21 protein-coding genes and 1 pseudogene are annotated in these 23170 nt (G+C 67.1%); 11 read left to right on the top strand and 11 right to left on the bottom strand.

The genetic code is table 11. The features are described from left to right. Positions 1-172 precede the first annotated feature (172 nt). Positions 173-2515 carry a DUF1631 family protein gene (locus IP90_RS08895; protein ID WP_144899287.1) on the bottom strand — a complete coding sequence of 781 codons (2343 nt, stop codon included), beginning with the start codon at positions 2513-2515 and terminating at the stop codon, positions 173-175. Between the two features lie 101 nt (positions 2516-2616). On the opposite strand from IP90_RS08895, the gene IP90_RS08900 reads away from it, so the two are divergent. The 3 genes from IP90_RS08900 to IP90_RS08910 are packed head-to-tail and all read left to right on the top strand — an operon-like array spanning position 2617 to position 4691. Continuing rightward, positions 2617-3180: a nitroreductase family protein gene (locus IP90_RS08900; protein ID WP_144899645.1), complete on the top strand. Its 564-nt coding sequence runs from the start codon at positions 2617-2619 to the stop codon at positions 3178-3180. Next, entirely contained in the window at positions 3177-4112 is a 936-nt protein-coding gene (locus tag IP90_RS08905) for a 5'-3' exonuclease (protein WP_144899288.1), read from the top strand. Before IP90_RS08900 ends, IP90_RS08905 begins: the two co-directional genes overlap by 4 nt. 9 nt (positions 4113-4121) lie before the next feature. Continuing rightward, entirely contained in the window at positions 4122-4691 is a 570-nt protein-coding gene (locus tag IP90_RS08910) for an NUDIX hydrolase (RefSeq protein ID WP_144899289.1), read from the top strand. Positions 4692-4734: 43 nt separating this feature from the next. Here the strand turns inward: IP90_RS08910 and IP90_RS08915 are convergent. From IP90_RS08915 to IP90_RS08940, 6 genes and pseudogenes are all read right to left on the bottom strand, one after another. Beyond that, a pseudogene (locus tag IP90_RS08915) lies at positions 4735-4953 on the bottom strand (alkylphosphonate utilization protein); the annotation flags it as partial. A 71-nt stretch (positions 4954-5024) separates the two neighbouring features. Beyond that, on the bottom strand, positions 5025-5966 hold the full coding sequence (gene pip / locus IP90_RS08920; protein ID WP_144899291.1) for a prolyl aminopeptidase: 942 nt from the start codon (positions 5964-5966) through the stop codon (positions 5025-5027). A gap of 230 nt (positions 5967-6196) precedes the next feature. Continuing rightward, entirely contained in the window at positions 6197-7042 is an 846-nt protein-coding gene (prmC, locus tag IP90_RS08925) for a peptide chain release factor N(5)-glutamine methyltransferase (protein WP_199753442.1), read from the bottom strand. A 110-nt stretch (positions 7043-7152) separates the two neighbouring features. Then, positions 7153-9834, bottom strand: coding sequence for a M1 family metallopeptidase (locus tag IP90_RS08930; RefSeq protein WP_144899293.1), 2682 nt, complete (start codon positions 9832-9834; stop codon positions 7153-7155). Positions 9835-10010: 176 nt separating this feature from the next. Then, complete coding sequence (gene ahpD / locus IP90_RS08935) at positions 10011-10544, bottom strand: alkylhydroperoxidase, AhpD family (protein WP_144899294.1); 534 nt, start codon at positions 10542-10544, stop codon at positions 10011-10013. A 301-nt stretch (positions 10545-10845) separates the two neighbouring features. Continuing rightward, on the bottom strand, positions 10846-11385 hold the full coding sequence (locus IP90_RS08940; protein WP_144899295.1) for a peroxiredoxin: 540 nt from the start codon (positions 11383-11385) through the stop codon (positions 10846-10848). A 143-nt stretch (positions 11386-11528) separates the two neighbouring features. Between IP90_RS08940 and IP90_RS08945 the strand changes: the two genes are divergently transcribed. From IP90_RS08945 to rnk, 3 genes are all read left to right on the top strand, one after another. Next, positions 11529-12449, top strand: a complete 921-nt coding sequence (locus IP90_RS08945) for a LysR substrate-binding domain-containing protein (RefSeq protein ID WP_144899296.1) — start codon at positions 11529-11531, stop codon at positions 12447-12449. A gap of 142 nt (positions 12450-12591) precedes the next feature. Then, the gene (locus IP90_RS08950; protein ID WP_144899297.1) at positions 12592-13167 is read left to right on the top strand and encodes a type 1 glutamine amidotransferase family protein; all 576 of its coding nucleotides are present in this window, start codon (positions 12592-12594) and stop codon (positions 13165-13167) included. Positions 13168-13297: 130 nt separating this feature from the next. Continuing rightward, positions 13298-13708: a nucleoside diphosphate kinase regulator gene (gene rnk, locus IP90_RS08955; RefSeq protein WP_144899298.1), complete on the top strand. Its 411-nt coding sequence runs from the start codon at positions 13298-13300 to the stop codon at positions 13706-13708. Between the two features lie 102 nt (positions 13709-13810). On the opposite strand, the gene msrA is transcribed toward rnk, so the two are convergent. The 4 genes from msrA to IP90_RS08975 form a co-directional block, all read right to left on the bottom strand. Next, positions 13811-14455 carry a peptide-methionine (S)-S-oxide reductase MsrA gene (gene msrA, locus IP90_RS08960; RefSeq protein WP_144899299.1) on the bottom strand — a complete coding sequence of 215 codons (645 nt, stop codon included), beginning with the start codon at positions 14453-14455 and terminating at the stop codon, positions 13811-13813. 79 nt (positions 14456-14534) lie between these two features. Continuing rightward, positions 14535-15455, bottom strand: coding sequence for a DMT family transporter (locus IP90_RS08965; protein WP_242007536.1), 921 nt, complete (start codon positions 15453-15455; stop codon positions 14535-14537). Then, positions 15452-16105 (bottom strand): glutathione S-transferase family protein, encoded by a 654-nt coding sequence (locus IP90_RS08970; RefSeq protein WP_144899301.1) that lies wholly within the window; start codon positions 16103-16105, stop codon positions 15452-15454. Before IP90_RS08970 ends, IP90_RS08965 begins: the two co-directional genes overlap by 4 nt. A 40-nt stretch (positions 16106-16145) precedes the next feature. Continuing rightward, positions 16146-18347 (bottom strand): GGDEF domain-containing protein, encoded by a 2202-nt coding sequence (locus IP90_RS08975; protein ID WP_144899302.1) that lies wholly within the window; start codon positions 18345-18347, stop codon positions 16146-16148. A gap of 268 nt (positions 18348-18615) precedes the next feature. Between IP90_RS08975 and IP90_RS08980 the strand changes: the two genes are divergently transcribed. The 5 genes from IP90_RS08980 (at position 18616) to IP90_RS09000 (ending at position 23168) form a co-directional block, all read left to right on the top strand. Next, complete coding sequence (locus IP90_RS08980; protein WP_242007537.1) at positions 18616-20370, top strand: glutamine--tRNA ligase/YqeY domain fusion protein; 1755 nt, start codon at positions 18616-18618, stop codon at positions 20368-20370. Positions 20371-20588: 218 nt separating this feature from the next. Continuing rightward, on the top strand, positions 20589-20975 hold the full coding sequence (locus IP90_RS08985) for a hypothetical protein (RefSeq protein WP_425477100.1): 387 nt from the start codon (positions 20589-20591) through the stop codon (positions 20973-20975). Next, positions 20975-21550 carry a nucleoside deaminase gene (locus tag IP90_RS08990; protein WP_144899305.1) on the top strand — a complete coding sequence of 192 codons (576 nt, stop codon included), beginning with the start codon at positions 20975-20977 and terminating at the stop codon, positions 21548-21550. Before IP90_RS08985 ends, IP90_RS08990 begins: the two co-directional genes overlap by 1 nt. 46 nt (positions 21551-21596) lie before the next feature. Further along, positions 21597-22685: a 23S rRNA (cytidine(2498)-2'-O)-methyltransferase RlmM gene (rlmM, locus tag IP90_RS08995; protein WP_144899306.1), complete on the top strand. Its 1089-nt coding sequence runs from the start codon at positions 21597-21599 to the stop codon at positions 22683-22685. A gap of 147 nt (positions 22686-22832) precedes the next feature. Beyond that, on the top strand, positions 22833-23168 hold the full coding sequence (locus IP90_RS09000) for a hypothetical protein (RefSeq protein ID WP_144899307.1): 336 nt from the start codon (positions 22833-22835) through the stop codon (positions 23166-23168). Positions 23169-23170: the final 2 nt, after the last annotated feature.

Raw genomic sequence — 23170 nt, forward strand, 5'->3', positions numbered from 1 at the left:
TGCCACTACGACAGCTTCAAGCAACGGCAACGGCAGGCTCGCTGCGCACGCATCCCTCACCTGTCCTCGGACATCTCGCTCTGCGCGCGGCGCGCCGCTTCACCCTCGCTCGCGAGGAGAGAAGAAAACAACGGTACAGGCAACATGAAAGCGAAGCTGCTCTCGTGCTGTGTCAGGCGGCGCGCTGGAGGTGCTTCCAGACCTGTTTCATCGCACCTTCGAACGGCGCGTCGGGCAGGCCGACGATCAGGCGTCCGGCTTGCGCCAGCAAGGCCAGTTGTTCGGCCGTCGCTACCAGTTCGCGCACGCCGCGGCGGTTGACGATCAGGAAGCGCGAGGTGAGCGGGCTGATCCAGGCGATCTTCAGTGCGCGCTCGAAGCCCTCGTCGTCGATCAGTCGCACCCAGTCTCCGAGCGACAGGCGTCGCATCGCCGCCAGGGCATCCTGGTTGACCTGTTGTTTGCCGCTGTTGTCGATCAAGCGCAGCGCTGGTTCGGTCTCCACCGTTTCCAGTGCCGGCACCGGCACCGGCGTCACCACCGAACGCGGCACGTCCGGCCATGCCAGCGCGCGCACCAGTCGCGCGATCGCCTCATCGGCGGCGCTGGCATCCAGGCCGGAACTGCCGAGGCAGTCGCGCAGCAACGGCATCAGCAGCAGCAGGCGATCGGCGATCACCGCGCCCTGCGCTGAACCGGCCGCGATGTCGATTTCCACCAGCGCCTGGCCGAGGTTCATCGCGCCGATGTGGCGCGCCGAGTCGACGCCGTCGCGCAGCAGGGTCTGCACCACGTGATGCTGCCAGTGTTCGCTGAGGAATTGCCGCACCGGCGCGGTCAGCTTGTACTCGCGCACGCACTGTGCGAGCGCCTGCGCGGCATCTTGGCGTGCCTGCATCAGCCGCTCGCGGCCGAACGCGGCTTCGGCGGCACGGCGTTCGGCCAGTTCGATGCGATGGCGCTGCTGCACCACCAGTTCATTCAGTTCGGAAGCCGCCAGTTCGAAGACGCTGAGGTCTTCCTGGTACTCGGAAATGATCCGTTCGACGGCCTGCTGGGCGCGATCGAGCAGTTCGCGATCGTGCGGACTCGCGCCGCGATTGCTTTCGCAGGCCTCGGTCAGCACGTCGAGCAGGCGTCGCGCCGGATGCGTGGGTTGCACGAACAGGCTGTCGTCGTGCAGTGCCAGCTTCAGATAGGGCAACACGAGGCGGCCGAGCAGACCGCGACCTTCTTCCCACAGCCGATGCACGTCGCAGATCGCTTCGAACAGCAGTCCGACCAAATCGATCGCATCCTGCTCTTCGGCGCTCAGGCTGGTGTAGCGTGGATCCAACCCGAGCTTGCGCGCGCCTTCCAGCATTTCGTTGCGCAGCGCCGACTGCAGCCGACCACCGCCGTGCGCGAGCGCATCGGCGAACTGACTGGTGTCCTCGCCCTGCAACAGGCTGGCAACGCTGCGCAGTTCGTCGGTACGCAGCGGCCGGCGCTGCGCGCCCGGCAACGCGTCCTTGCCCAGCGTGCTGGGCAATACCGCCGGGCCGGACATGCCGGCCTGATGGCGCCATTGATGCAGCTGCTCGCGCAGCAGGCCGAGCTCGCGCACCAGCTGCTCGGACGCCACGCCGGCGGGGCCGGAAGGCAGTGCTGCGCCCGCCATCTCGCCGCCATGGACACCGGCCGCGGCGTTGCCCAGGCGCGACGCCATGCCGGCGTAGGCCGACGGGCCGGGACCGGCGCCGCCACCGACGAAGTACGGCGTCGAACCCGTGCGCGGCGCGACCTGTTCCCAGCCAGGCTCGCCCATGAACGACTCGGCGGAAGGCACGGCTGCCGGTGCCGTGCCCCGGCGCGGTGTCGCCGCGGCGTGCAGGCCATAGCCGGCGGCTGCGAGCTGTGTGTCGATCTGGCTGTAGAAGGCGTCGAGCACATGGCTCAACTCGGCCTGGTACTGCTTGAACAGCAGGTCGCGCAGACCATCGGGCACCGTCTGGCCCTGCAGGGTCTTGACCAGCAGTTCGGACAAACGCTCCGGATCGATCGGCTGCTTGCCGTCGGCGACGCCCAGCATGCGCGCGAAGGTGGTGAAGCGCGCTTCCGCACCCGCCAGCGCACGCGCGTGCCGCGCGCGCAGCGTGGTCGCGATGCGCTGCGCATCCAGGTGCTGGTCCAGCTCGTCCTCGCTGAGCAGGCTCAGGGTCGCGCCGCTCTGCGCCGGCACGTTGGCCGTCAGCAACTGGTCGAAACTGTCGGCCAGCAACTGGCGGTAGCGCATCACCAGCGCCGCTTCGCGCTGTTTGAGCATGGCTACCGCGTCGAGGTCGGCGCGGCGCGTGCCGGGGGCTTCCAGCTCGATCTCGTGCAGGGTCAACTCGGTTGGCCGCAACAGGCCGCGGGTGATCGTGCCCAACTGGTCCAACGCGGTGCGTTTCAGGCTCTCGACGAGGAACGTCGGCGCCTGCCGCGAGGCATGCGCGAAAGCGCCGGAGCCGTACTTGTCCAGAGGCTGGGTCATCGGGGGATCATCTTACGCGGAGCGTTCGCAGTCCGCGTTAGGATGATGCCCTATGGCAGGGCCAACCTGTCTGTGACGGATATCGCAAGGTGAACAAACAGATGCTGGCCGCGCTCGATGCGCGCCGTTCGGTGCCGAGCAAACAGCTCGCCGGCCCCGGTCCCGACCACGACACGCTGCTGCGCATGCTGCAGGCCGCCTCGCGCGTGCCCGACCACGGCAAGCGGGTGCCGTTCCGGTTCCTGCGCATCGCCGGTCAGGAGCGCCATGCCCTTGGCGAAATCCTGGTCAGGCGCACGCGCGAGCGCGATCCGCAGGCCGGCGACGCGGTCATCGAGAAGGATCGTGGGCGCTTCGCGCACGCGCCGGTGATCGTGGCGGTGATCGCCAGGCTCGGCGCCGACGAAAAGATTCCCGAACAGGAGCGCCTGCTCACTGCCGGCTGCGTCTGCTTCGCGCTGCTGCAGGCAGCGCAGGCATTCGGCTACGGCGCGCAGTGGCTGACCGGCTGGGCGGCGTATGACCCCGTCATCCGGCACGCACTGGGCGTGGCCGATGACGAGAAGATCGCCGGCTTCATCCATATCGGCACCGCGAAGCTCGAGGCTCCGGAACGTGATCGCCCCGATCCGCGCGAACTGCTCAGCGACTGGGCGCCGGCATGAGCGATGGCATGCCGGTGACACGGCCGACGCTGTACCTGGTCGACGCCAGCCTCTACGTGTTCCGCGCCTGGCATTCGATGCCCGACGAATGGCACGACGCCGACGGCTGGCCGCTCAATGCCGTACACGGTTTCGCGCGTTTCGTGCTGGAACTGCTGGAACGCGAGCGACCTCGGCACATCGCGGTGGCGTTCGACGAGGCGCTGGATTCCTGCTTCCGCAACGCACTGTATCCGGCCTACAAGGCCAACCGCGATCCTGCACCGGAAGAACTCAGGCGCCAGTTCGCGCATTGCAAGGCGGTATGCGCCGCGCTGGGCCTGGTCACCCTGGCGCATCCCAACTATGAAGCCGACGACCTGATCGGCAGCGCCGTGCATGCCGCGCGCAGCCAGGGGTTCCGCAGCGTCATCGTTTCCGCCGACAAGGACCTGTCGCAGCTGCTGGGCGAACACGACGAGCAGTTCGATTTCGGCAAGGGCCAGCGCTGGGGCATGGCGGGAGTGAAAGCGCGGCACGGCGTCGATGCACATCAGATCGCCGACTACCTGGCACTGGCCGGCGATGCGATCGACAACATCCCGGGCGTGACGGGCATCGGCAACAAGACCGCCGCGGTGCTGCTGGCGCATTTCGGCAGCCTGGACGCATTGCTGGAGCGCGTCGACGAACTGCCGTTCCTGCGCATCCGCGGCGCGGCGCAACTCGCCGTCAAGTTGCGCGCGCAGCGCGAGCAGGCGCTGCTGTATCGCCAGCTGTCGACCATCGCGCTGGATGCACCACTGGGCGATCTCCTGCCTTTCCAGCGGCTCGAGGTGCAGGCCGACGCGTTGGCCGCGCTCTGCGACAGCCTGCGCTTCGGTCCGCTGACGCGCCGCCGCCTGCAGGCCGCCGCCGGGCCGGCGGTCGCGTTGTCATCATCGCCGTCGTAGCATCGGCGCATGCACGCGAACGACGACACTACCGAAATCCTCTATCAGGGCAACTGGCTGCGGCTGGTACGGCGCGGCCACTGGGAATCCTGCGAACGCACGCACGCCCAGGGCATGGCAGTGATCGTCATCGCGGTCACGCCGGATGACGAGGTGCTGTTCGTCGAGCAGTACCGCGTGCCGCTGGGTGCCAGGACCATCGAGATGCCGGCGGGCCTGGTCGGCGACGACCATGCGCACGACACGCTCGAAGCCGCGGCGCGGCGCGAGATCGTCGAGGAAACCGGCTGGGAAGCCGGCAAGGTCGAAGTGCTGCTGGTCGGCCCGACCTCGTCGGGCATGAGCAACGAGCGCATCGCCTTCGTCCGCGCCCGCGATCTGAAGAAAGTCGGCGCCGGCGGCGGCGTCGGCAACGAGGACATCACCGTGCACACCGTCCCGCGCGCCGAAGCGCCGGCATGGCTGATGCGCAAATACCGCGAGGGCTACGAGCTGGACCTCAAGCTCTGGGCCGGGCTGTGGATGATCGAGCACAATCCCGATGGCAGTCGCGCCGACGAAGCGCCATTGATCCTGTAGGGCGGGCCCAGGCCCGCCGCGCCTACGCCACAGCGACGTCTCGTTACGCCTTTTTCAGGAACTCGGTCCTGAGCACGAGTCCGCGCACCTTCTCGACGTTGCACTCGATCTCGTCTGCGTCGTCGGTCAGGCGGATGTTCTTGACCAGGGTGCCGCGCTTCAGCGTCACCGGAGTGCCCTTCACCTTCAGGTCCTTGATCAGCGTGACGGAATCTCCGTCGCCCAGCACCGTGCCGTTGCTGTCCTTCACCACGATTTCGTCAGTCATTTCCCTTTCCGCTTGTCCTGATTTGGCCGAAGCCTGCTACTGCCGGCGCGCGTAGGCCGAGGCGCTCATGCGAACGCATCCGTGGCGCGCACCAGCGCATCGATGTTCTCGTCCTCGAATGCGGAATGGCCGGATGTCGGCGTAATCTCCAGCTTCGCCCTCGGCCATGCCTTGTGCAGTTCCCAGGCGTTCTGGACGGGACAGACCACGTCATAGCGGCCATGCACGATCACGCCGGGAATGTCGGCAATGCGCTTCGCATCGCGCAACAACTGGTCCTCGACCTCGAAGAAACCGCCATTGACGAAGTAGTGGTTTTCGATGCGCGCGAACGCCAGTGCGAACTGCGGATTCTCGTGGCCGCTGACGAAGTCCGCGTCCACGTGCAGGAACGAGGTCGCGCCTTCCCACACGCTCCATGCGCGCGCCGCGGCCAGCCGCGTGGCTTCGTCGTCCGAGGTCAGGCGTCGATGGAACGCGGAAATGAAGTCGTGGCGCTCGACTGCGGGAATCGCGTTGACGTAGTGCTCCCAGGCATCCGGGAACAGGCGCGATGCACCTTCCTGGTAGAACCATTCCAGTTCCCAGCGCCGCAGCATGAAGATGCCGCGCAGCACCAGTTCGGTGACGCGTTGTGGATGCGTTTCCGCGTAGGCCAGCGACAGCGTCGAACCCCAGGAACCGCCGAACACCTGCCATCGTTCGATGCCCAGTTTCTCGCGCAGCTGCTCGATGTCCGCGACTAGGTCCCAGGTGGTGTTGTCGACCAGGTCCGCATGCGGCGTCGAGCGGCCGCTGCCGCGCTGATCGAACAGCACGATGCGGTACTTCTCCGGGTCGTGGAAGCGACGCATCTTCGGACTGCAACCGGCGCCAGGGCCGCCATGCAACAGCACGACCGGCTTGCCCTCGGGATTGCCGCACTGTTCGTAATGCAGTGTGTGGCGATCATCGACCTTCAGCATTCCGCTGTCATAGGGCTCGATGTCCGGATACAGATCGCGCATGCCGCGGCTCCAACGTGGGCGGGCGCACAGTCTAACGGCTGGCCGCCGTCGATGCCCGCAATGCTCTGTTGTGAAACCGATCCGGCACAACCGCCGTTGCGGACGCAAACCGTAGCGTGCGCTGTGCGCACGATGCGTGCTCGGTATGCAACGATCGTGACACGGACACTGGAGATTCCGTTCGTGCGCATGGCGCACGCTACGACATCAGCAGAAATGCGAAGAAAATCCTACGAAGCGATCCGGCCCAGCGTCACGCGGTCGCGCATTTCCATGTCGCGCAGGGTGGCGACGTCACCGAAACCGGCCGCACCCAAGATCGCGCTGGCCGCCTCACCCTGTTCCCAACCATGCTCCAGCAACAGCCAGCCGCCCGGCAGCAGGTGTGCGGGCGCGGCAGCGGCGATCACGCGGATCGCATCGAGGCCATCGCGGCCCGACGCCAGTGCGTTGCGCGGTTCGAAGCGCAGATCGCCCTGCCGCAGGTGCGGATCGTCGTCGGCGATGTACGGCGGATTGCTCACGACGAGGTCGAAGCGCTCGCCGGCCAGCGGCGACCACCAGTCGCCCCGGCGGAATTCGACATTGCCGATGCCGTGCGCGCGCGCATTGGCGGCGGCCACCACCAGTGCGTCCGCGCTGGTGTCGGTGGCGACCAGCTGTGCCAGCGGACGTTCGCGCGCGATCGCCAGCACGATCGCGCCGCTGCCGGTGCCCAGGTCGGCGACGCGCGTGATGCGGTCGGCCGGCAGCCTCGCCAACGCCTGTTCGACCAGCAGTTCGGTTTCCGGGCGCGGAATCAGTGTTGCCGGCGTCACCGCCAGGTCGAGCGACCAGAAGCCGCGTTGGCCGATCAGGTAGGCAAGCGGCTCACCATCCGCACGACGTGCCAGCAGCGACGCGAAGCGGTCGACAGCATCGATCGGCACCGGATCGTCCGCGTGCGCGAACAGCCAGGCGCGGTCGTGGCGCTGCAACGCGTGCAGCAGCAGCAGTTCGGCATCCGCGACGTCGATGCGGTCGCGCGCGGTGCGCAGGGTCTGTCGTATCGAAGAATGCGGCGTCATGGCCGGCATCCTAGCCGGACGCTGCTAATGAGAGGGCCTCAGCCCTCTTTTTTCGACATGCAATGCAATGCGCCGCAGCCGGGACCCGCCGACGAGGACAGCGGGCCCCGACGGCAGCGTCATTTCCGGGCGAACTGCAGCGGCTGTCCCTTGCGTGCGTCCTTCGCGGCCGCGCACAGGCGGATGCCTTCGACGGACTGCTTGAGCTCAAGGGGACCGCCCTCGATGTTCTTCATGCGCTCGGCGAACTTGCTCTCCAGCGTTGCCGCTTCTTCGTTGCTGCACATGCCGGCGGCATACAGGTTGACCAGGCCGGCGCCGGCCGGGGCCAGCTTCGCTTCGAGGTCGCTGAAATGCGTGTCCACCCATTGGCGCAGTGCCGGACGCATCGCCGGTTCGTCGGCTTGGCCGAACACCACCGGGAAGATCTCATTGCGACGCAGCAGGTCTTTCTCGAACACCAGCGCACGCGCGCGTTCGGCGAGCTTGGCGTCGTTCGTGCCACCGAGCGCGCCCAGCAACTGGCTGCGCAACACGGCGTCCTGGCTGCCGCGGAAGTGCTTCTCGGCGGCGTCGAAGGCGGCCTTGCCACCTTCCTCGACGGCCACCGACAACGCGATGCCGCGCAGGTCCTTCGATACGGCATCGGCATTGAGCTTGCCGCCGGCATCCAGGCCCAGTACCGCACGCCCGGCCTTGTTCATCTCGTCACGCACGGCGTTGTCCTTCAGCGTCCCGGCAAAGTAGCCGATCAGGCTGGTGCGCAGCAGGCGGTCGTCGTCGCTCTCACCGTCCTTCAGCGTGTAACCCAGCTGCTGCAGGCGCGGGCGATAGATCTCGGCGGCGGACGCGAGGAACTCGGCGCGCTGCGCTTCGTCGTCGATCAGGTATTCCTCCATCCAGCCGATGTTGTTCATGCCGGCCGTTGCGGTCTGGCGGACTTCCGCCCCGGCGAACTGCGGCAACGCGGCCAGCAGCTGCGACGGCGTCACCGCGCCCGCGCTGTACGCGGACGTCACCGAGTCGGCGTACACGCGCTGCTCGCGCTCGTCGAGTTTGGCGAAGGCGTCCGACAGCGACTGCTGCAACGCCGGCGTCAACGCGAAACGGTAGTAGCCGGCGCCGTGCGCATTCGGCATCACCCAGGCCGGGCAGCTCTGCGCCTCGGTCAGCTCGAAGCGCGCCTGCTTGCCGCTGATGATGCCCTTCTGCTCGCGGATCTGGTCGCCGTCGGCGTAGCGCACGGCCAACGGGATGCCCCAGGTCTGGTTGGCGCTGGCGGTCGAGCCGATCGGCAGGTAGCGCTGCTGCTGCAGCACCAGTGCGGGCGTCTTGCCGCTGCAGTCGAGGTCGATCTTGAGGAAAGGGACGCCCGGCTGGTCGATGTAGCTCTTGAACGCGGCGTCGACCGCCTGCGGCTCCTTGCTCTGCGCGGCCACGGCGGCGATCAGGTCGGCGCTGGTGGCGTTGCCGCGTGCGTGCTTCTTCAGGTAGTTGCGCACGCCGTCGCGGAACTGCTCTTCGCCGACGTAGTTCTCGAACATCGCCAGCACCGCGCCACCCTTCTGGTAGGTGATGCCGTCGAACGCCGACTGGATCTGGGTGAAGTCGTTGATCGGCTCATGGATGCGGCGCGTGCTGGCCAGGCTGTCGGCGCCCATCGCGCCGAGGCCGCCTTCCAGGATGCCGCGGTCGGTATGGAACTGCGGCTGCAGCTGGCCGGTGATCTTGTTGCCCATCCAGGTGGCGAAGGCTTCGTTGAGCCAGAGGTCGTCCCACCACTCCATGGTCACCAGGTCGCCGAACCACTGGTGCGCGAGCTCGTGCGCGCTGACGCCCCAGAAACCCTGGCGCTGGCCGACCGCCGATTTCTCGTCGGGGAACATCAGGCTGTCGCGATAGACGATGAGGCCCGCGTTCTCCATCGCGCCGGCCCAGAAATCGGGCGCGGCGACGTTGTCGAGCTTGTCGAACGGATACGGGATGCCGAAGTAGTCCTCCAGCGCGGTGACGATCGCCGGCGTGTTGGCCAGCGAGTACGTCATCTTCTTGCCCTGATCCTTGGCGGCGATGCCGCGCAGCTTGATCGGGGTGTCGCGCCACTGGTTCGGCGCGATGTCGGGACCGGGCTGCACGTCCCAGGGACCGACCGCGAACGCGATCAGGTAGCTCGGCAACGCCTCGGTGCGGTCGAAGGTGACCTTCTTCCAGCCGTCGCCCAGGCTTTCGGTCTTCGCCTCGGCACTGTTGGCGAAAGCACCCTCGCCTTCCGGCACGATCAGGGTGATGTCCCAGGGCTGCTTGAAGCTGGGTTCGTCGAAGCCGGGGAAGGTACCGCGGGCGCCGAGCGGTTCCATCTGCGTGACCACGTAGTCGCGGCCGTCGGGCTTGACGCGGTAAGCGCCCTGCAGTTCGCCGAACGGTGCCTCGAAGGCGATCTCGATGGTGGCATTGCCGGCCGGAATCTTCTCGGCGGCGGTGAACTTGAGAACGCCGGACACATCGGCTTCCTGCCCGGTCAGCGCGATGCGCTTGCCGTCGGCCAGCACGGCCTCAGCCTTCGCGATCTTCAGGTCGCGGCCATGCATCCAGATGGTGTCGGTCGCTTCGGCGACCTTGGCTTCGATGCGGGTCGTGCCGCTGAAGCGCTCCTGCTTGGGATCGAGCTTGAGTTCCAGCTTGACCAGCGACGGCACCACGGTGCGCGGCAGCGGGCCCTTGGGCACGGCGTCGGCGGCGTGGGCCAGGCCGGTGGCGAACAGCAGAGCGGAAGCGAGCAGCGTGGGACGGAACAGGCGCATCGGGTGTCTCCCAGGTCGATCCCGGAGAATACCCAGCGGCCCGGCCGCCGGCCCCTGACGAAAGTCCTGCCGCCGCCACGGAGCATCGCGATCCGGTGAAAAAAAGGGCCAGCCCAGGCTGTCGTGCCGGGCTGAAGCCCCTGGATGACCCGCAAGCCGGTCCGGAGGTACAGCCTTCAGCCCGCGGACTGCTCCAGCGTCACCGCCACGGCATGGACCACGGCGGCGATTTTCAGCGCGCTCTGCACACCCTGGGCGCTGACGTCATGCTTGCGCAGGGTGCGCTCGTGCGAGGCCATGCACATGCCGCAGCCGTTGATCGCCGACACCGCCAGTGAGGCCAGTTCGAAAGTGATCTTGTCGACGCCCGGGCTGGCCATGACGTTCATGCGCAGACCGGCGCGCAGCTGGCCATACTCGTCGTTCTCGATCAGGTGCGTGGCGCGGTAGTAGATGTTGTTCATCGCCATGATCGCGGCGGCGGCCCTGGCACCGTTGAGCTCCTCCGGCGACAGCTGTTCGGCGGCGAAGGCTTCGATCGCGGCAACCAGCGGCGCGTGGCGACCGGCGATGGCCGAAGCCAGCGCGATGGCGCGGATCTGCTTGCCGTTGATGCCCGGCGAGCCGGCGTCGGACAGCACGCTGTCGAGGTTGAGCTTGAGGTCCTTGGCGTAATCGGGAACCTGGTTGCGCAGTTCGGAAAGGGTCATGGTGTTGGCTCCAATCTTGTTTGCTTGTAGAGCGGAGCTTGCTCCGCTGCTCCAAGCCCTCCCCTTCAAGGGGAGGGTTGGGTGGGGATGGGTTTGACTTTGATGTTCATCGCAACAGCAAACCCATCCCCATCCCGGCCTTCCCCTTGAAGGGGAAGGAGAAGATCAAAAGCAGCGGAGCAAACTCCGGCCTACAAAGCGGGTGCATGAAAAAAACGAAGGCGGCCGTAGCCGCCTTCGGGATTCCGCCCACGCGAGGGAGGGGTACGCCGACGGAATCGAACAGTCCGATCCGCGAGGATCAGGCGGCCTTGAGGACGTCGTCGCCCTGCTTCCAGTTGCACGGGCACAGCTCGTCGGTCTGCAGCGCATCGAGCACGCGCAGCACTTCGTCTGGGCTGCGGCCGACCGACAGGTCGGTGACGTACACGAAGCGGATGATGCCGTCCGGATCGACGATGAAGGTCGCGCGCTGGGCGACGCCTTCGTTCTTGTCCAGGATGCCGAGCGCGCTGGTGAACTCGCGCTTGATGTCGGCCAGCATCGGGAACGGCAGGTTGGCCAGGTCCTTGTGGTGCGTGCGCCAGGCGTGGTGCACGAACTCGCTGTCGGTGCTGCCGGTCAGCAGCTGCGCGTCGCGGTCCAGGAAGGCCTGGTTCTGCGCGGCGAAGCCGGCGATTTCGGTCGGGCAGACGAAGGTGAAATCCTTCGGGTAGAAGAACAGCACCAGCCACTTGCCCTTGTAGGTATCGTTGTCGATATCGGTGAAGGCGTTGTTGAGGTCGGTGGATACGGTGGCCTTGAGGTTGAAGCTGGGCAGCTTGTCGCCAACGGTCAGCATGTGATCGCTCCTGGTGGGTGGTGAGGGGTAAACCGGGTGGCCGCGGGTGAGCGGCGGCTCGACGAAGAGGATTATTGCATCGCAACATCAATTCATCAAACCGATTGTTTATATGATATCAATAGATATAAACTATCGAACTTATGAACCTGCGCGACCTCCGCTATTTCGTCGCCCTTGCCGACCACAAGCATTTCGGTCGCGCCGCTGCAGCGTGCTTCATCAGCCAGCCAACGCTATCCACGCAGATCCGCAAGCTCGAGGAAGAACTCGGTGTGATCCTGGTCGAGCGCGCCCCGCGCCAGGTGATGCTGACGCCAGCCGGCCGCGACATCGCCGAGCGCGCACGCCGCATCGTCGGCGACGTGGAACAGATGAAGGAATCCGCGCGCCGCAGCCAGGATCCGGAGGCCGGCACGATCCGGCTCGGCGTGTTCCCGACCCTCGGCCCCTATCTGCTGCCGCACGCGGTGCCGCGCATCCGTGCGCGTTTCCCGCGCCTGGAACTGCTGCTGGTCGAGGAGAAGAGCGACGTACTGCTGTCGCGGCTGCGCGACGGCAGGCTCGATGCGGTGCTGCTGGCGTTGCCGCTGCACGACGACCAGCTGCATGCCGAATTCCTGTTCGAGGAACCCTTCCTGCTGGCGGTACCCGAACACCATCCGCTGGCGGCGCGCAAGACGCTGGCGCTGAAGGATCTCGGCGACCAGCGCCTGCTGCTGCTCGAGGACGGCCATTGCCTGCGCGACCAGGCGCTGGATGTCTGCCAGCTGTCCGGCGCCAGCGAGAAGGCGGGCTTCCAGGCGACCAGCCTGGAGACGCTGCGGCAAATGGTCGCCGCCGACGTCGGCGTAACCCTGCTGCCGATGCTCGCCACCAAGCCGCCGGTGGCGCGTTCGGAAGCCATCCACCTGCTGCGCTTTCATGATTCGCAACCCAGCCGGCGCATCGCACTGGTCTGGCGCAGGAGTTCTGCGATGCATGGGTTCCTGCTGCAGCTGGCGGAAGTGTTCCGCGCGTTGCCGCAGGATCTGTTCGCCGCGCACCCGTCCCGCGCTTCGTAGGAACGACTCGGCTGCACGGCCATCGGCCGCCATGAAGTTTCGTCATGCCGAACGCAGGAGATGACAACTGAAGCTGGAAGCCGCTCCCTCAACAAGTGCGGAGAAAGTAGACTCGCGGCGTCAAGCCGGAGAACTTGCGCAGATGAGCAAATCGATCGCACTGATCATGGTGGACGGTCCCGCCGACTGGGAGTACGCGCCCGTGATGGCCGCCGCGCATGCCTGGTTCGGCATGAAGGTGACGTCCGCCACCGAGGACGGCGAACCGGTCACCTCGATCGGCGGCATGCGCATCGTGCCGCATCGCAGGATCTCCGAACTGGATTCGAACGAAGCCGATCTGTGGATCCTGCCCGGCAGCGACGCCTGGGCCGAAAAGCCGATCCCCGGCATCATCCTGGCGGCCCTGGAAACCCGTGTCGCCGCGGGCCGTCCGGTGGCTGGCATCTGTGGTGCCACGCTGGCATTGGCGCAGGCTGGCCTGCTGCAATCGCGGCCGCACACCAGCAACAGTCTGGCGTTCCTGCAGGAAAACGTGCCGGACTACGTGGGTAGCGTGCATTACCGCGAGCAGCACTGCGTCAGCGATGGCGTGGTGGTCAGTGCACCCGGCACGGCGCCGATCAGTTTTGCGGTGGAGTGCCTGCGCATCCTCGCCCCTGGACAGCAGGCCGCGATCGACGAATTCCGTGCGGCCTTCGCGCGGGAATGGGCATGACGATGCACCACAAGCGCGGCTGAACGCACGGGCTTGAAGCCCGGCACGGTCCGGGCTAGGGTGGCTGCCTCAATTCGTACATGGCGGGCGGCGCGTGCCACGCGGCGCCCGCATTGCTTTGGAGCAACGCATGAGTACTACCCCCGAACTGCTGATCTCGCGCCTGGACTGCGAGCGCATCGAGGCACTGCTGGAACAGCCGGTCGCGCAATCGCTGGATACCTCGGCGCTGCGCGACGAACTGGCGCGTGCCCAGGTCGTCGAGCCGCAGGACATGCCCGGCGACGTGATCACCATGAACGCCACCGCCCGCTTCCGCGACATCGACAGCGGCGACGAGCGCGAGATGACGCTGGTGTATCCGCGCGACGTCAATGGCCAGCCCGATCGCGTGTCGATCCTCGCGCCCGTCGGCAGCGCGCTGCTGGGCATGCGCGTCGGCCAGGAAATCGACTGGCAGGTCCCGGGCGGCCGCCACATCCGGCTGAAGGTATTGTCGATCCGCTACCAGCCGGAAGCCGCGGGCGAATTCCACCGCTAAGCCCGGTACGCTGGGTGGGACCAGCCACCGCTTACTGCCCAGCACAAATCCAGAGCTGCGTTCCGCTAATTTCCTATCGTGATGGCGGGCCTTGGGCCCGCTCTACAGGCCTATCGGGCAGCTCACGCCGGTGCCGCCCAGACCGCAATAGCCGCCGGGATTCTTCGACAGGTATTGCTGGTGGTAGTCCTCGGCGTAGTAGAACGGCGGCGCCGGGAACACGACCTGCGTGGTGATCTCGCCGTATCCGGCCGCGCGTAGCTGCTGCTGGTAGGCATCGCGACTGGCGATCGCGGCGTCGTGTTGCGCCTGCGTGCTGCAATGGATCACCGAGCGGTACTGCGTGCCGACGTCGTTACCCTGGCGCATGCCCTGGGTCGGGTCATGGCTTTCCCAGAAGATGCCGAGCAATGCGTCGAAGCCGACCCGGGCTTCGTCGTAGACCACCAGCACCACTTCGGCATGACCGGTCTCGCCGGAGCAGACTTCTTCGTAGGTGGGATTGGGCGTGTAACCGCCGGCATAGCCAGCCGCGGTCGTGACCACGCCGGGCAATGACCAGAACTTGCGTTCCGCTCCCCAGAAACAGCCGAGCCCGAATTGCACCTGCTGCAATCCGGTGAAGTCGCCGGCGAGGGGGTGTCCATGCACGTGGTGTGCTACGCCGACGCGCATCGGCGTCTCGCGTCCGGGCAGCGCGCGCGCCGGTTCGACCATGCGTTGTTTGTGGGCGCCGATGCCAAGCATGTCCGTTACTCCTGTGTGGATCACCTCCTGATCTGCGGACACGAAACCGTGCTTCAAGGCAGGCACTTCAACAACGCATTCAGGCGGGTTGTTCCGGCAGTCGTTCGCGACCCTTGAGGCCGGCCAGGAAGATGCCGGCCAGGCTCACCAGCAGGCCCGCCCATTCGCGCGGCGTGGTGGCGCGATCGAGCAGCCACACTTCCAGCAGGAACGCCACGATCGGCTGCAACAGCAGCAGCAATCCAATCAAGGCCACGCTCAGGTGCGGCATCGCGCGCGAGATCAGCACCCAGCTCAGGCAGTGGCCGACCAACGCCAGGGTCAACAGCACGCCCAGCGACTGCCACGATGGAATCGCGAACGAGGCGCCTTCAATCCAGCCCATCAGCCCCAGCAGCACCGCGCTGGCCAGCGATGCGAGCGCCAGCACCTGCTCGACGGGCGCCGGTCCCTGCGTCGCTTCGCGCGCCTGCTGCTGCGCGCGCCGCAACGTGATGTTGTAGATCGCGTAACAGACGCCTGTGCCCAGCCCCAGCCAGACACCCCAGCGATACTGCAGCGGCAGCGCGCCCCAGCCCTCGCCCAGCAGCAGCCACAGGCCGACGAAGGCCAGCACGATGCCGCCGACGAAGCGCGGCCCCAGTCGTTCCCGGTACAGCAGCACGCCGGCCAGCGCCATGAAAAACACCTGCGCATTGCCCAGCAGCGTCGCCAGGCCGGGGCCGATCAGCAGGATGCTGCGGTGCCATAGCCAGAGGTCGCCGGCGAACGCTGCCGCCGGCAACAGCGTCCACAACCAGATCCGCGCCGGAAATTTCCGCCAGCGTCCGGTCGCGCGCAGCAGCAACACCAGCATCAATCCGGCGAACAACATGCGCCAGAACGCAGACACCGTCGGCGGCGTCTGCGCGGCGCGCACCATCATCGCGTTGGTGCCGATCAGCGCGGCACCGGCCAGCATCGACAACAGCGCGACACGATCGGTCCGCGCTGTGCTCACTTCAGGTTGTCCGTCGCCGGCAGGTGTTCGCTTTCCGCATGTGCCGCCGCCAGCCATTCGGCGAAGGCCGGCAAGGCGCGGATCGCATCGGCATACGCATGTGCCTGGTCGTCCAGTTCCACGCCATAGCCGATGAAACGCATCACCACCGGCGCGAACATGGCATCGACGATGCCGAAGGCACCGCACAGGAACGGACCGCCGGCGCCGTGGCTGGCGCGCAGGTCCCGCCACAGGTCCTGGATGCGGGCGATGTCGCGGTCGGCATCGGCATCCCAGCGATAGGCGTCCGGCTGGCGCCGGCAGTTCATCGGCAGCTGCTGGCGCAGCGCGGCGAAGCCCGAATGCATTTCCGCCGCCGCCGATCGCGCCTGGGCACGGGCACGCGGATCGGCTGGCCAGCCGCGGCCATCGAGGTAGCGCTCGTTGGCGTATTCGCAGATCGCCAGCGAATCCCATACCACCAGGCCGTCGTCATGCAGCACCGGCACGCGGCGGTTGGGCGACAGGCGCCCGATCTGATCGTGGAACGCGGGTGTGTCGAGCAGCAGCCTGCGCTCCTCGAACACGACCTCGAAATGGCGCAGCAACAGCCAGGGCCGCAGCGACCACGAGGAATAATTCTTGTTGCCGATCACCAGGGTACGCATCGCACATCCACCAACGTTTTTCGATGCGTGCATGTTGCCATCATATGAACACGGCGGGCGCCACGCTCACGCGATTGCGGCCGGTGCGCTTGGCCGCATACAGCGCCTTGTCGGCGCGCTCGATGGTTTCATTGGGTTCATGTTCGTGCGGCCAGCGCGACGCGACGCCGACGCTCGCGGTCAGCTTGAGCGTCTGTCCGCTCCATTCCACCGGCAGGTTCTCGACCGCGGCACGGATGCGCTCGCCAAGCTGCCGCGCCGCGTCGGAAGTGGCGTCGACCGAGGCCACCAGGAACTCCTCGCCGCCGTAACGGCCCAGCAGGTCGTGCAGGCCGATCACGCCGCGCAGCGCGCCGGACACCCGGCGCAGGCAATGATCGCCGGCCGCATGTCCATAGGTGTCGTTGATCGCCTTGAAGTTGTCCAGGTCGACGAACAGCACCGACAGCTCCTTGTTGTAGCGATGCGCCTCGCTGAAGCTGCGCGACAGCCACTGGTCCAGTGTGCGCCGGTTCAACGCGCCGGTCAGCGCATCCATTTCCGCGGAACGGCGCAGGCGAATGGAGGTATTGGCCTCGTCGATCGCCTGTACCGCCAGGCGGCCGAACTCGCTGGCCAGGGCCAGTTCGTCGGTGGTGAAACCATCGCCGCGCCCACGTTCCAGGATCATCACGCCCCATGCGGGCGCGTGCAGCGGCAACGGCACGATCGCCGGCACCGGCTTGCCCGTGGGCGGGGCGTCGGGCTCGTCGAGCGTCACCTGCATCGGCGCGCGCGTGCGGGCCAGGCTTTTCAGCATGTTCTGCCGCCGCGCAACGAGCTGCGCGTATTGCGGCTTGCGCTCGTTGGGCTCGGCGACCAGCAGGGTTTCGCTGTCGCTGCCGAAGATCGCCGCCGCCGCCGCATCCAGGTCGAGCATGCGCCGCAACTGGTCCAGCACGCGACGATAGGCCGTCCACTCCAGGTCGCCGGCCGCGAGCAGCTTCAACCGCGCCTGCAGGCCTTCGGCCAGGGCCAGGCGTGCGGCCTCGCGCGACGCACGCCGGTCCGAATCCTCATGCGCCAGGCGGGCGCGGTCACGCTGCGAACGGTAATCGCTGACCCGCGCCGCGAGGCCGATCGCCAGCGCCGCCGCGCAGGCCACCAGCACGACCTGGTATCCGCGCCGCGTCCACCAGAAGTCGCCGACATAGCCTTGCGACAGCAGCTCGGCCACGACCGCGGCGATGCCGGTCAGCACGCACAGCAGCGCGATCGGCCGGGCCATCGCCACCCGGCGGCGCACCGCGTCGAAGGCGACGGCGATGCAGCCGAAGCTGACGGCAAGCCAGCCGGACAGCGACGCGGCCTGCAATGGCGCGCGCAAAGTTTCCAGCCCGAGCAGGGCCAGTGCGGCGATCGCCAGCAGGACCGTGCAGGCGATCCTGCCCAGCGCGGCCGCGCGCGGCGATGACCCGCGCAGGTCGGCGTAGCGCATCAATATCTGCAGCGCCGCCGCGCTGAACAGCATGGTCAGCGCGACCGCGCCCAGTTCGCGCCATGGTGCCAGCAGACGAAATCCCGGCAGCAGGTACAGGTGGCCGTTGAGCGCGGCGACCATCAGCAATGCACTCAGTGCGAAGCCGAAGTACGCCAGAAACGCACGATCGTGCGCGGCGTGGAACAACGCCAGCATCATCAGCGCCAGCATGAAAAGGCTGGCATAGACTGCCGCGGCCAGCGCGATGATGCGCTGCTCGATGCGGATCGCGGTGCTTTCGCGCATGACCAGCGGCCGCAGCACGCCACCGGTACCGGAACGCACGCGCAAATCGAGCGCGATCGCGTCCTGCCAGTGCTGCGGCAGCGTGAACACGAATACCGACGGGATCGCGCCTTCATCCGCATGCGGCGCGAAAAAGCGCCGCGTCGGGCTGTGCCATTGCGCGTTGCCGATATCGATCTCCTCGACCATGACGCGATGGAACAGCACCACCCAGCGCTGTCCTTCGGCATCGGCCGGCGGCAGCTCGAATTCCATCCGCGCCTTCGACAGGACGCTGTGGCCGCCGCTCATCACGATGCCGTCGCCAGCCGTCGTCACCTGCGCCGCGTGGGCACCTGGCGCGGGCGATACCCGCACCGCGATGTCCTGTTCGGCGCTGAAGGATGCGGCCGCGACGCTGGCCGCGGACACCGCCGCCAGCAGCACCAGGCCGATGGCAAACAGCCATTCATGATTCAAGGGCCGCGTCGCGGTCATGGCCGCGCGCCCTGTCCTGGCCCGACATGCGGCGTCCCGGCGACCGACGGCCGCCGACGCCTGCGCGCGTTTCGATGTTGCCCGGCTCCAAACACCACCTGCATGGTGGCGCCCCCCTGTGATTCCGGCGTTGGCCAGCGGACTGCCTGGTCGAGCCAACACCTACGCAAGAATCGGGCCCAGCTTCGGCGACTAACCGAACCGGGGCCGTTAGACTGTTGCCCCGCCCTCGCCCCTTGCCTCCATGGCCGCCCCGACCCCTCCAAATGTGACCTCGGTCACACCCGACCAGCATACCGAAGCCGGCGCGGCCCCGGGCAAACAGGACTTCATCCGCCAGATCGTCCGCGACGACCTGGCCCAGGGGCGGCACACGGCGCCACGCACGCGCTTCCCGCCCGAGCCCAACGGCTACCTGCACATCGGCCACGCCAAGGCGATCTGCCTGGACTTCGGCATCGCCGCGGAGTTTGGCGGGGTCTGCAACCTGCGCTTCGACGACACCAACCCGGCCAAGGAAGACCCGGAGTACGTGCAGGCGATCCAGGACGACGTGCGCTGGCTGGGATTCGACTGGGCCGAACTGCGCCATGCCTCGGACTATTTCGAGGTGCTGTACCTGGCCGCCGAGAAGCTGGTGCGCCAGGGCGATGCCTTCGTCTGCGACCTGTCGGCCGAGCAGGTGCGCGAGTATCGCGGCAGCCTGACCACGCCCGGTCGCAATTCGCCGTACCGCGACCGCAGTGTCGAGGAGAACCTGGACCTGCTGCGGCGCATGCGCGCCGGCGAGTTCGCCGACGGCGCGCGCACCTTGCGCGCGAAGATCGACATGGCCAGCGGCAACATCAACATGCGCGATCCGGCGCTGTACCGGATCAAGAAGGTCGCCCACCAGAACACCGGCGACGCCTGGCCGATCTACCCGATGTACGACTACGCGCATTCGCTGAGCGATGCGGTCGAGGGCATCACCCATTCGCTGTGCACGCTGGAGTTCGAGGACCACCGCCCGCTGTACGACTGGTGCGTGGACAAGGTCGACCTGGCGCATTCGCCGGAGCTGCTGGCGCCGCTGCTGGCGCGCGGCCTGCCGAACCAGGCCGCCAAGCCGCGACAGATCGAATTCTCGCGGCTCAACATCAACTACACGGTGATGAGCAAGCGCAAGCTGGTGGCCATGGTCGGCGACGGCCTGGTCGACGGCTGGGACGATCCGCGCATGCCGACCCTGCAGGGCCTGCGACGGCGCGGATACACTCCGGCTTCGTTGCGCCTGCTGGTCGACCGCGTCGGCATCAGCAAGCAGAACTCGGTGATTGATTTCTCGGTGCTGGAAGGTTGCCTGCGCGACGATCTCGACGCGCACGCGCCGCGGCGCATGGCGGTGATCGATCCGCTGAAGCTGGTGCTGACCAACCTGCCGGAAGGCCACGTCGAGACATTGACCTTTTCCAATCACCCGAAGGACGAATCCTTCGGCACGCGCGAGGTGCCGTTCTCGCGCGAACTGTGGATCGAACTTGAGGACTTCGCCGAGGTGCCGCCGAAGGGCTGGAAGCGGCTCGTGCCTGGCGGCGACGTGCGCCTGCGCGGCGCCGGCATCATCCGCTGCGACGAAGTCGTCAAGGATGGCGACGGCAACATCGTCGAACTGCGCGGCACACTCGATCCGGAATCGCGGCCGGGCATGGAAGGCGCCAATCGCAAGGTGAAGGGCACCATCCACTGGGTCAGCGCCGCACATGCCGTCGCCGCCGAGATCCGCCTCTACGACCGCCTGTTCTCGGTCGCCGATCCGGACGACGAATCGGAAGGCAAGACCTATCGCGACCATCTCAACCCGGAATCGCATCGCACCGTGCGTGGCTGGGTGGAACCGGCCGCTGCCGCGACCGCACCCGAAACCGCGTTCCAGTTCGAGCGCATCGGTTATTTCGTCGCGGACCGGCGCGAACACCGCGCTGACTCGCCGGTGTTCAACCGCAGCGTGACGCTCAGAGACACCTGGGCGACGAAGGACTGACTGGAGAAGTGGAAAATCCCGCTTGATGCGGGCGACATCGCGCCGGCTGTCCCGCTCTGCTCTGCATCGATCAAGTGATGACCAGCAGGTTCGAAACGCTTCAGTCGGCGGCCGCGCGTTAAGATCGAATCCCCGATCACGTCAACGTCCACCTGTCCATCTGTCCGAGGTGCGCCGTGCACAGAATCGTTCCGCTCCTGTCCTCCCTGATCCTGTCGATGGCATTGCTGGCTGCCTGCGCCGCGCCGGCGAATTCCAACACGCCGCCACCACCGCAGGCATCCGACACCTCCGCCACGCCGGCCGACCCGTCATCGGCACGGAGCGGATCGCCGCCGCAACTCGACTACAGCTGCAGTTCGAACGCAGATTGCGCGGTGAAGAATGTCGGCAACTGCTGCGGTGCGATGCCGGCCTGCGTCAACAAGGACAGCCCGACCGATCCGGCTGCCGTGAGCGCGCAATGCGCCAGGCGCGGCATGATGGGCGTGTGCGGTTTCCGTGAGATCAGCGCCTGCCAGTGCAGCAACGGACGTTGCGAGGAAGCCGCCGGCTCCGGCCAACTCCTGCGCAAGCCGGCGCGACCATCGGTACCGGTGCGCTGATGCTGTACGCACAGGTCCATCTCACCCTTCCGGCCTGGGTGCACGACGCAGTGGACACCGGCCGCGCATACGTCGGTGACTCCGACAAGGTCGCGCTCGCCGTCGAACTGTCGCGCCTCAACATCGACGCGGCCACCGGCGGGCCGTTCGGCGCCGTGGTATTCGGCCCCGGCGATCGCGTCGTCGCGGCCGGCGTCAATGTGGTGCTGCCGCAGAGCACGTCGCTGGCGCATGCCGAGAACATGGCCTACATGCTCGCCCAGCAGCGCCTGCAGCGCGCGCGCCTCAACCAGGACGAGGCCGGCGTGCACGACGGTCCGTACACGTTGGCCACCTCCTCGCAACCGTGCTGCCAGTGCTATGGCGCCACAATCTGGGCCGGCATCGACCGACTGCTGATCGGTGCGCGCAGCAACGATGTGATGGCATTGACCGAATTCGACGAAGGCCCATTGCCGGCCGACTGGATCGGTGAATTGAACGCGCGCGGTATCGAAGTGGTCCGCGACCTGGAGCGCGACGCCGCGTGCGAAGTGCTGCGCGCCTATGGCCGAACCGGTGGCAGGCGCTACTGATGCACTCGCCCTCACCGCAAGCTATCGCCGCCACCCCACATTGCCTGTGAGCGGCCTGCTCTGCTACTGCCGCGCCGGCTTCGAACCCGAGCTCGCCGCGGAACTGACCGACCGTGCCGCCCACGCCGGTCACGCCGGCTATGCGCGCACGGTGCGCGGCAGCGGTTACGTGGTCTTCGCCGACGACGATGCGCAGGCGCTGTCGCGGGCCTTGCCCTGGCACGACCTGATCTTCGCCCGACAGAAGCTGCAGCTGATCGCCGAACTGCGCGACCTCGATCCGAGCGACCGCATCGCGCCGATGTTGGCCGCGCTGCTTCCGGAGCCTGCGGCAGGCGCAGCAACTCCGACATCGCCAGCCGCAACGCGATTTGGCGACCTGGTGGTCGAACACCCCGACAGCGACGAAGCCAAGCCGCTGTCCGGACTTGCGCGCAGCTTCGGCAATGCGCTGCGCCCGGCATTGCGCAAGACCGGCCTGCTCAGCGCCAGCGCACGCAACGACTTGCCGCGCCTGCATGTCTGTTTCGTCGCCGGAGATCATGCCTTTCTGGCCCGCGGCGAACTGCGTGACAGTTCGCCGTGGCCGCTGGGCATCCCGCGCCTGCGCACGCACGCGGACGCGCCCTCGCGCTCGGCACTGAAGCTGGAGGAAGCGCTGCTCTGCCTGCTCGACAACGACGACAGGCAGCGCCTGCTGAAGCCGGGCATGCGCGCCGCCGATCTCGGCGCCGCGCCGGGTGGGTGGACCTGGGTTCTGATGCGCAACGGCCTGCACGTCACCGCGATCGACAATGGACCGCTGCGCCCGCACCTGTTCGACAGCGGTCGGGTCGAACACCTGCGCGCCGATGGTTTCGCCTGGCAACCGCCGCAGCCGCTGGACTGGATGGTATGCGACATGGTCGAACAGCCGCGACGCGTCGCTGGACGCATGGCGGAGTGGTTCCGTGAAGGGTGGTGCCGCCACGCGATCTTCAACCTGAAACTGCCGATGAAGAAACGTTGGCAGGAAACCACCTTGTGCCTGCAGGAATTCGCGACGCAGGCGCAGCGTCCGTTGCTGGTCCGCGCACGCCAGCTGTATCACGACCGCGAGGAGATCACCGTGTTCGCCTCGCGTGGCGGCGTTTGAGCGCGCAATGTCGTTGGCGGAATCGTCCTGCACAGCGTATGCCACGGAGAGGCGGCGCATCTCGACTCCGGGATTGGTTCTACAATCAATCGCCGGTTATCGGATCGGGCACGGTCCGGCAACCACCCGCTGCAGGGATCTGAAGTCATGGCCGCCACCTGGATCACCATCGCCGCGCCTTACGTCCCGGAAATCATCCGGGCCGCGCGCCCGCTTTTTACCCGCACCCCGCCTGTCGACAACACGCACCAGGTACGCCTGGACGTGGTCATCGCGCAGATCGCCGAGCTGCAGAACGCAGCCGACCAGAACGCCGACTCCATCCGCAAGCTCGCTACCGACATGCAGAAGACACTGGAAGTCCTGCAGCTGGGTTCCGAGCGCCTGCAGAAATCGCAGCTCGCCGCCCACCGGCTCGCCATGATCGCCTGCACCGCCGCCGCGCTCGCGTTCGCCCTTGCCGCCTATGCCCTTGCCACCTGAGC

This window comes from Luteimonas cucumeris (genome assembly GCF_007830035.1).
Classification (GTDB): domain Bacteria; phylum Pseudomonadota; class Gammaproteobacteria; order Xanthomonadales; family Xanthomonadaceae; genus Luteimonas_C; species Luteimonas_C cucumeris.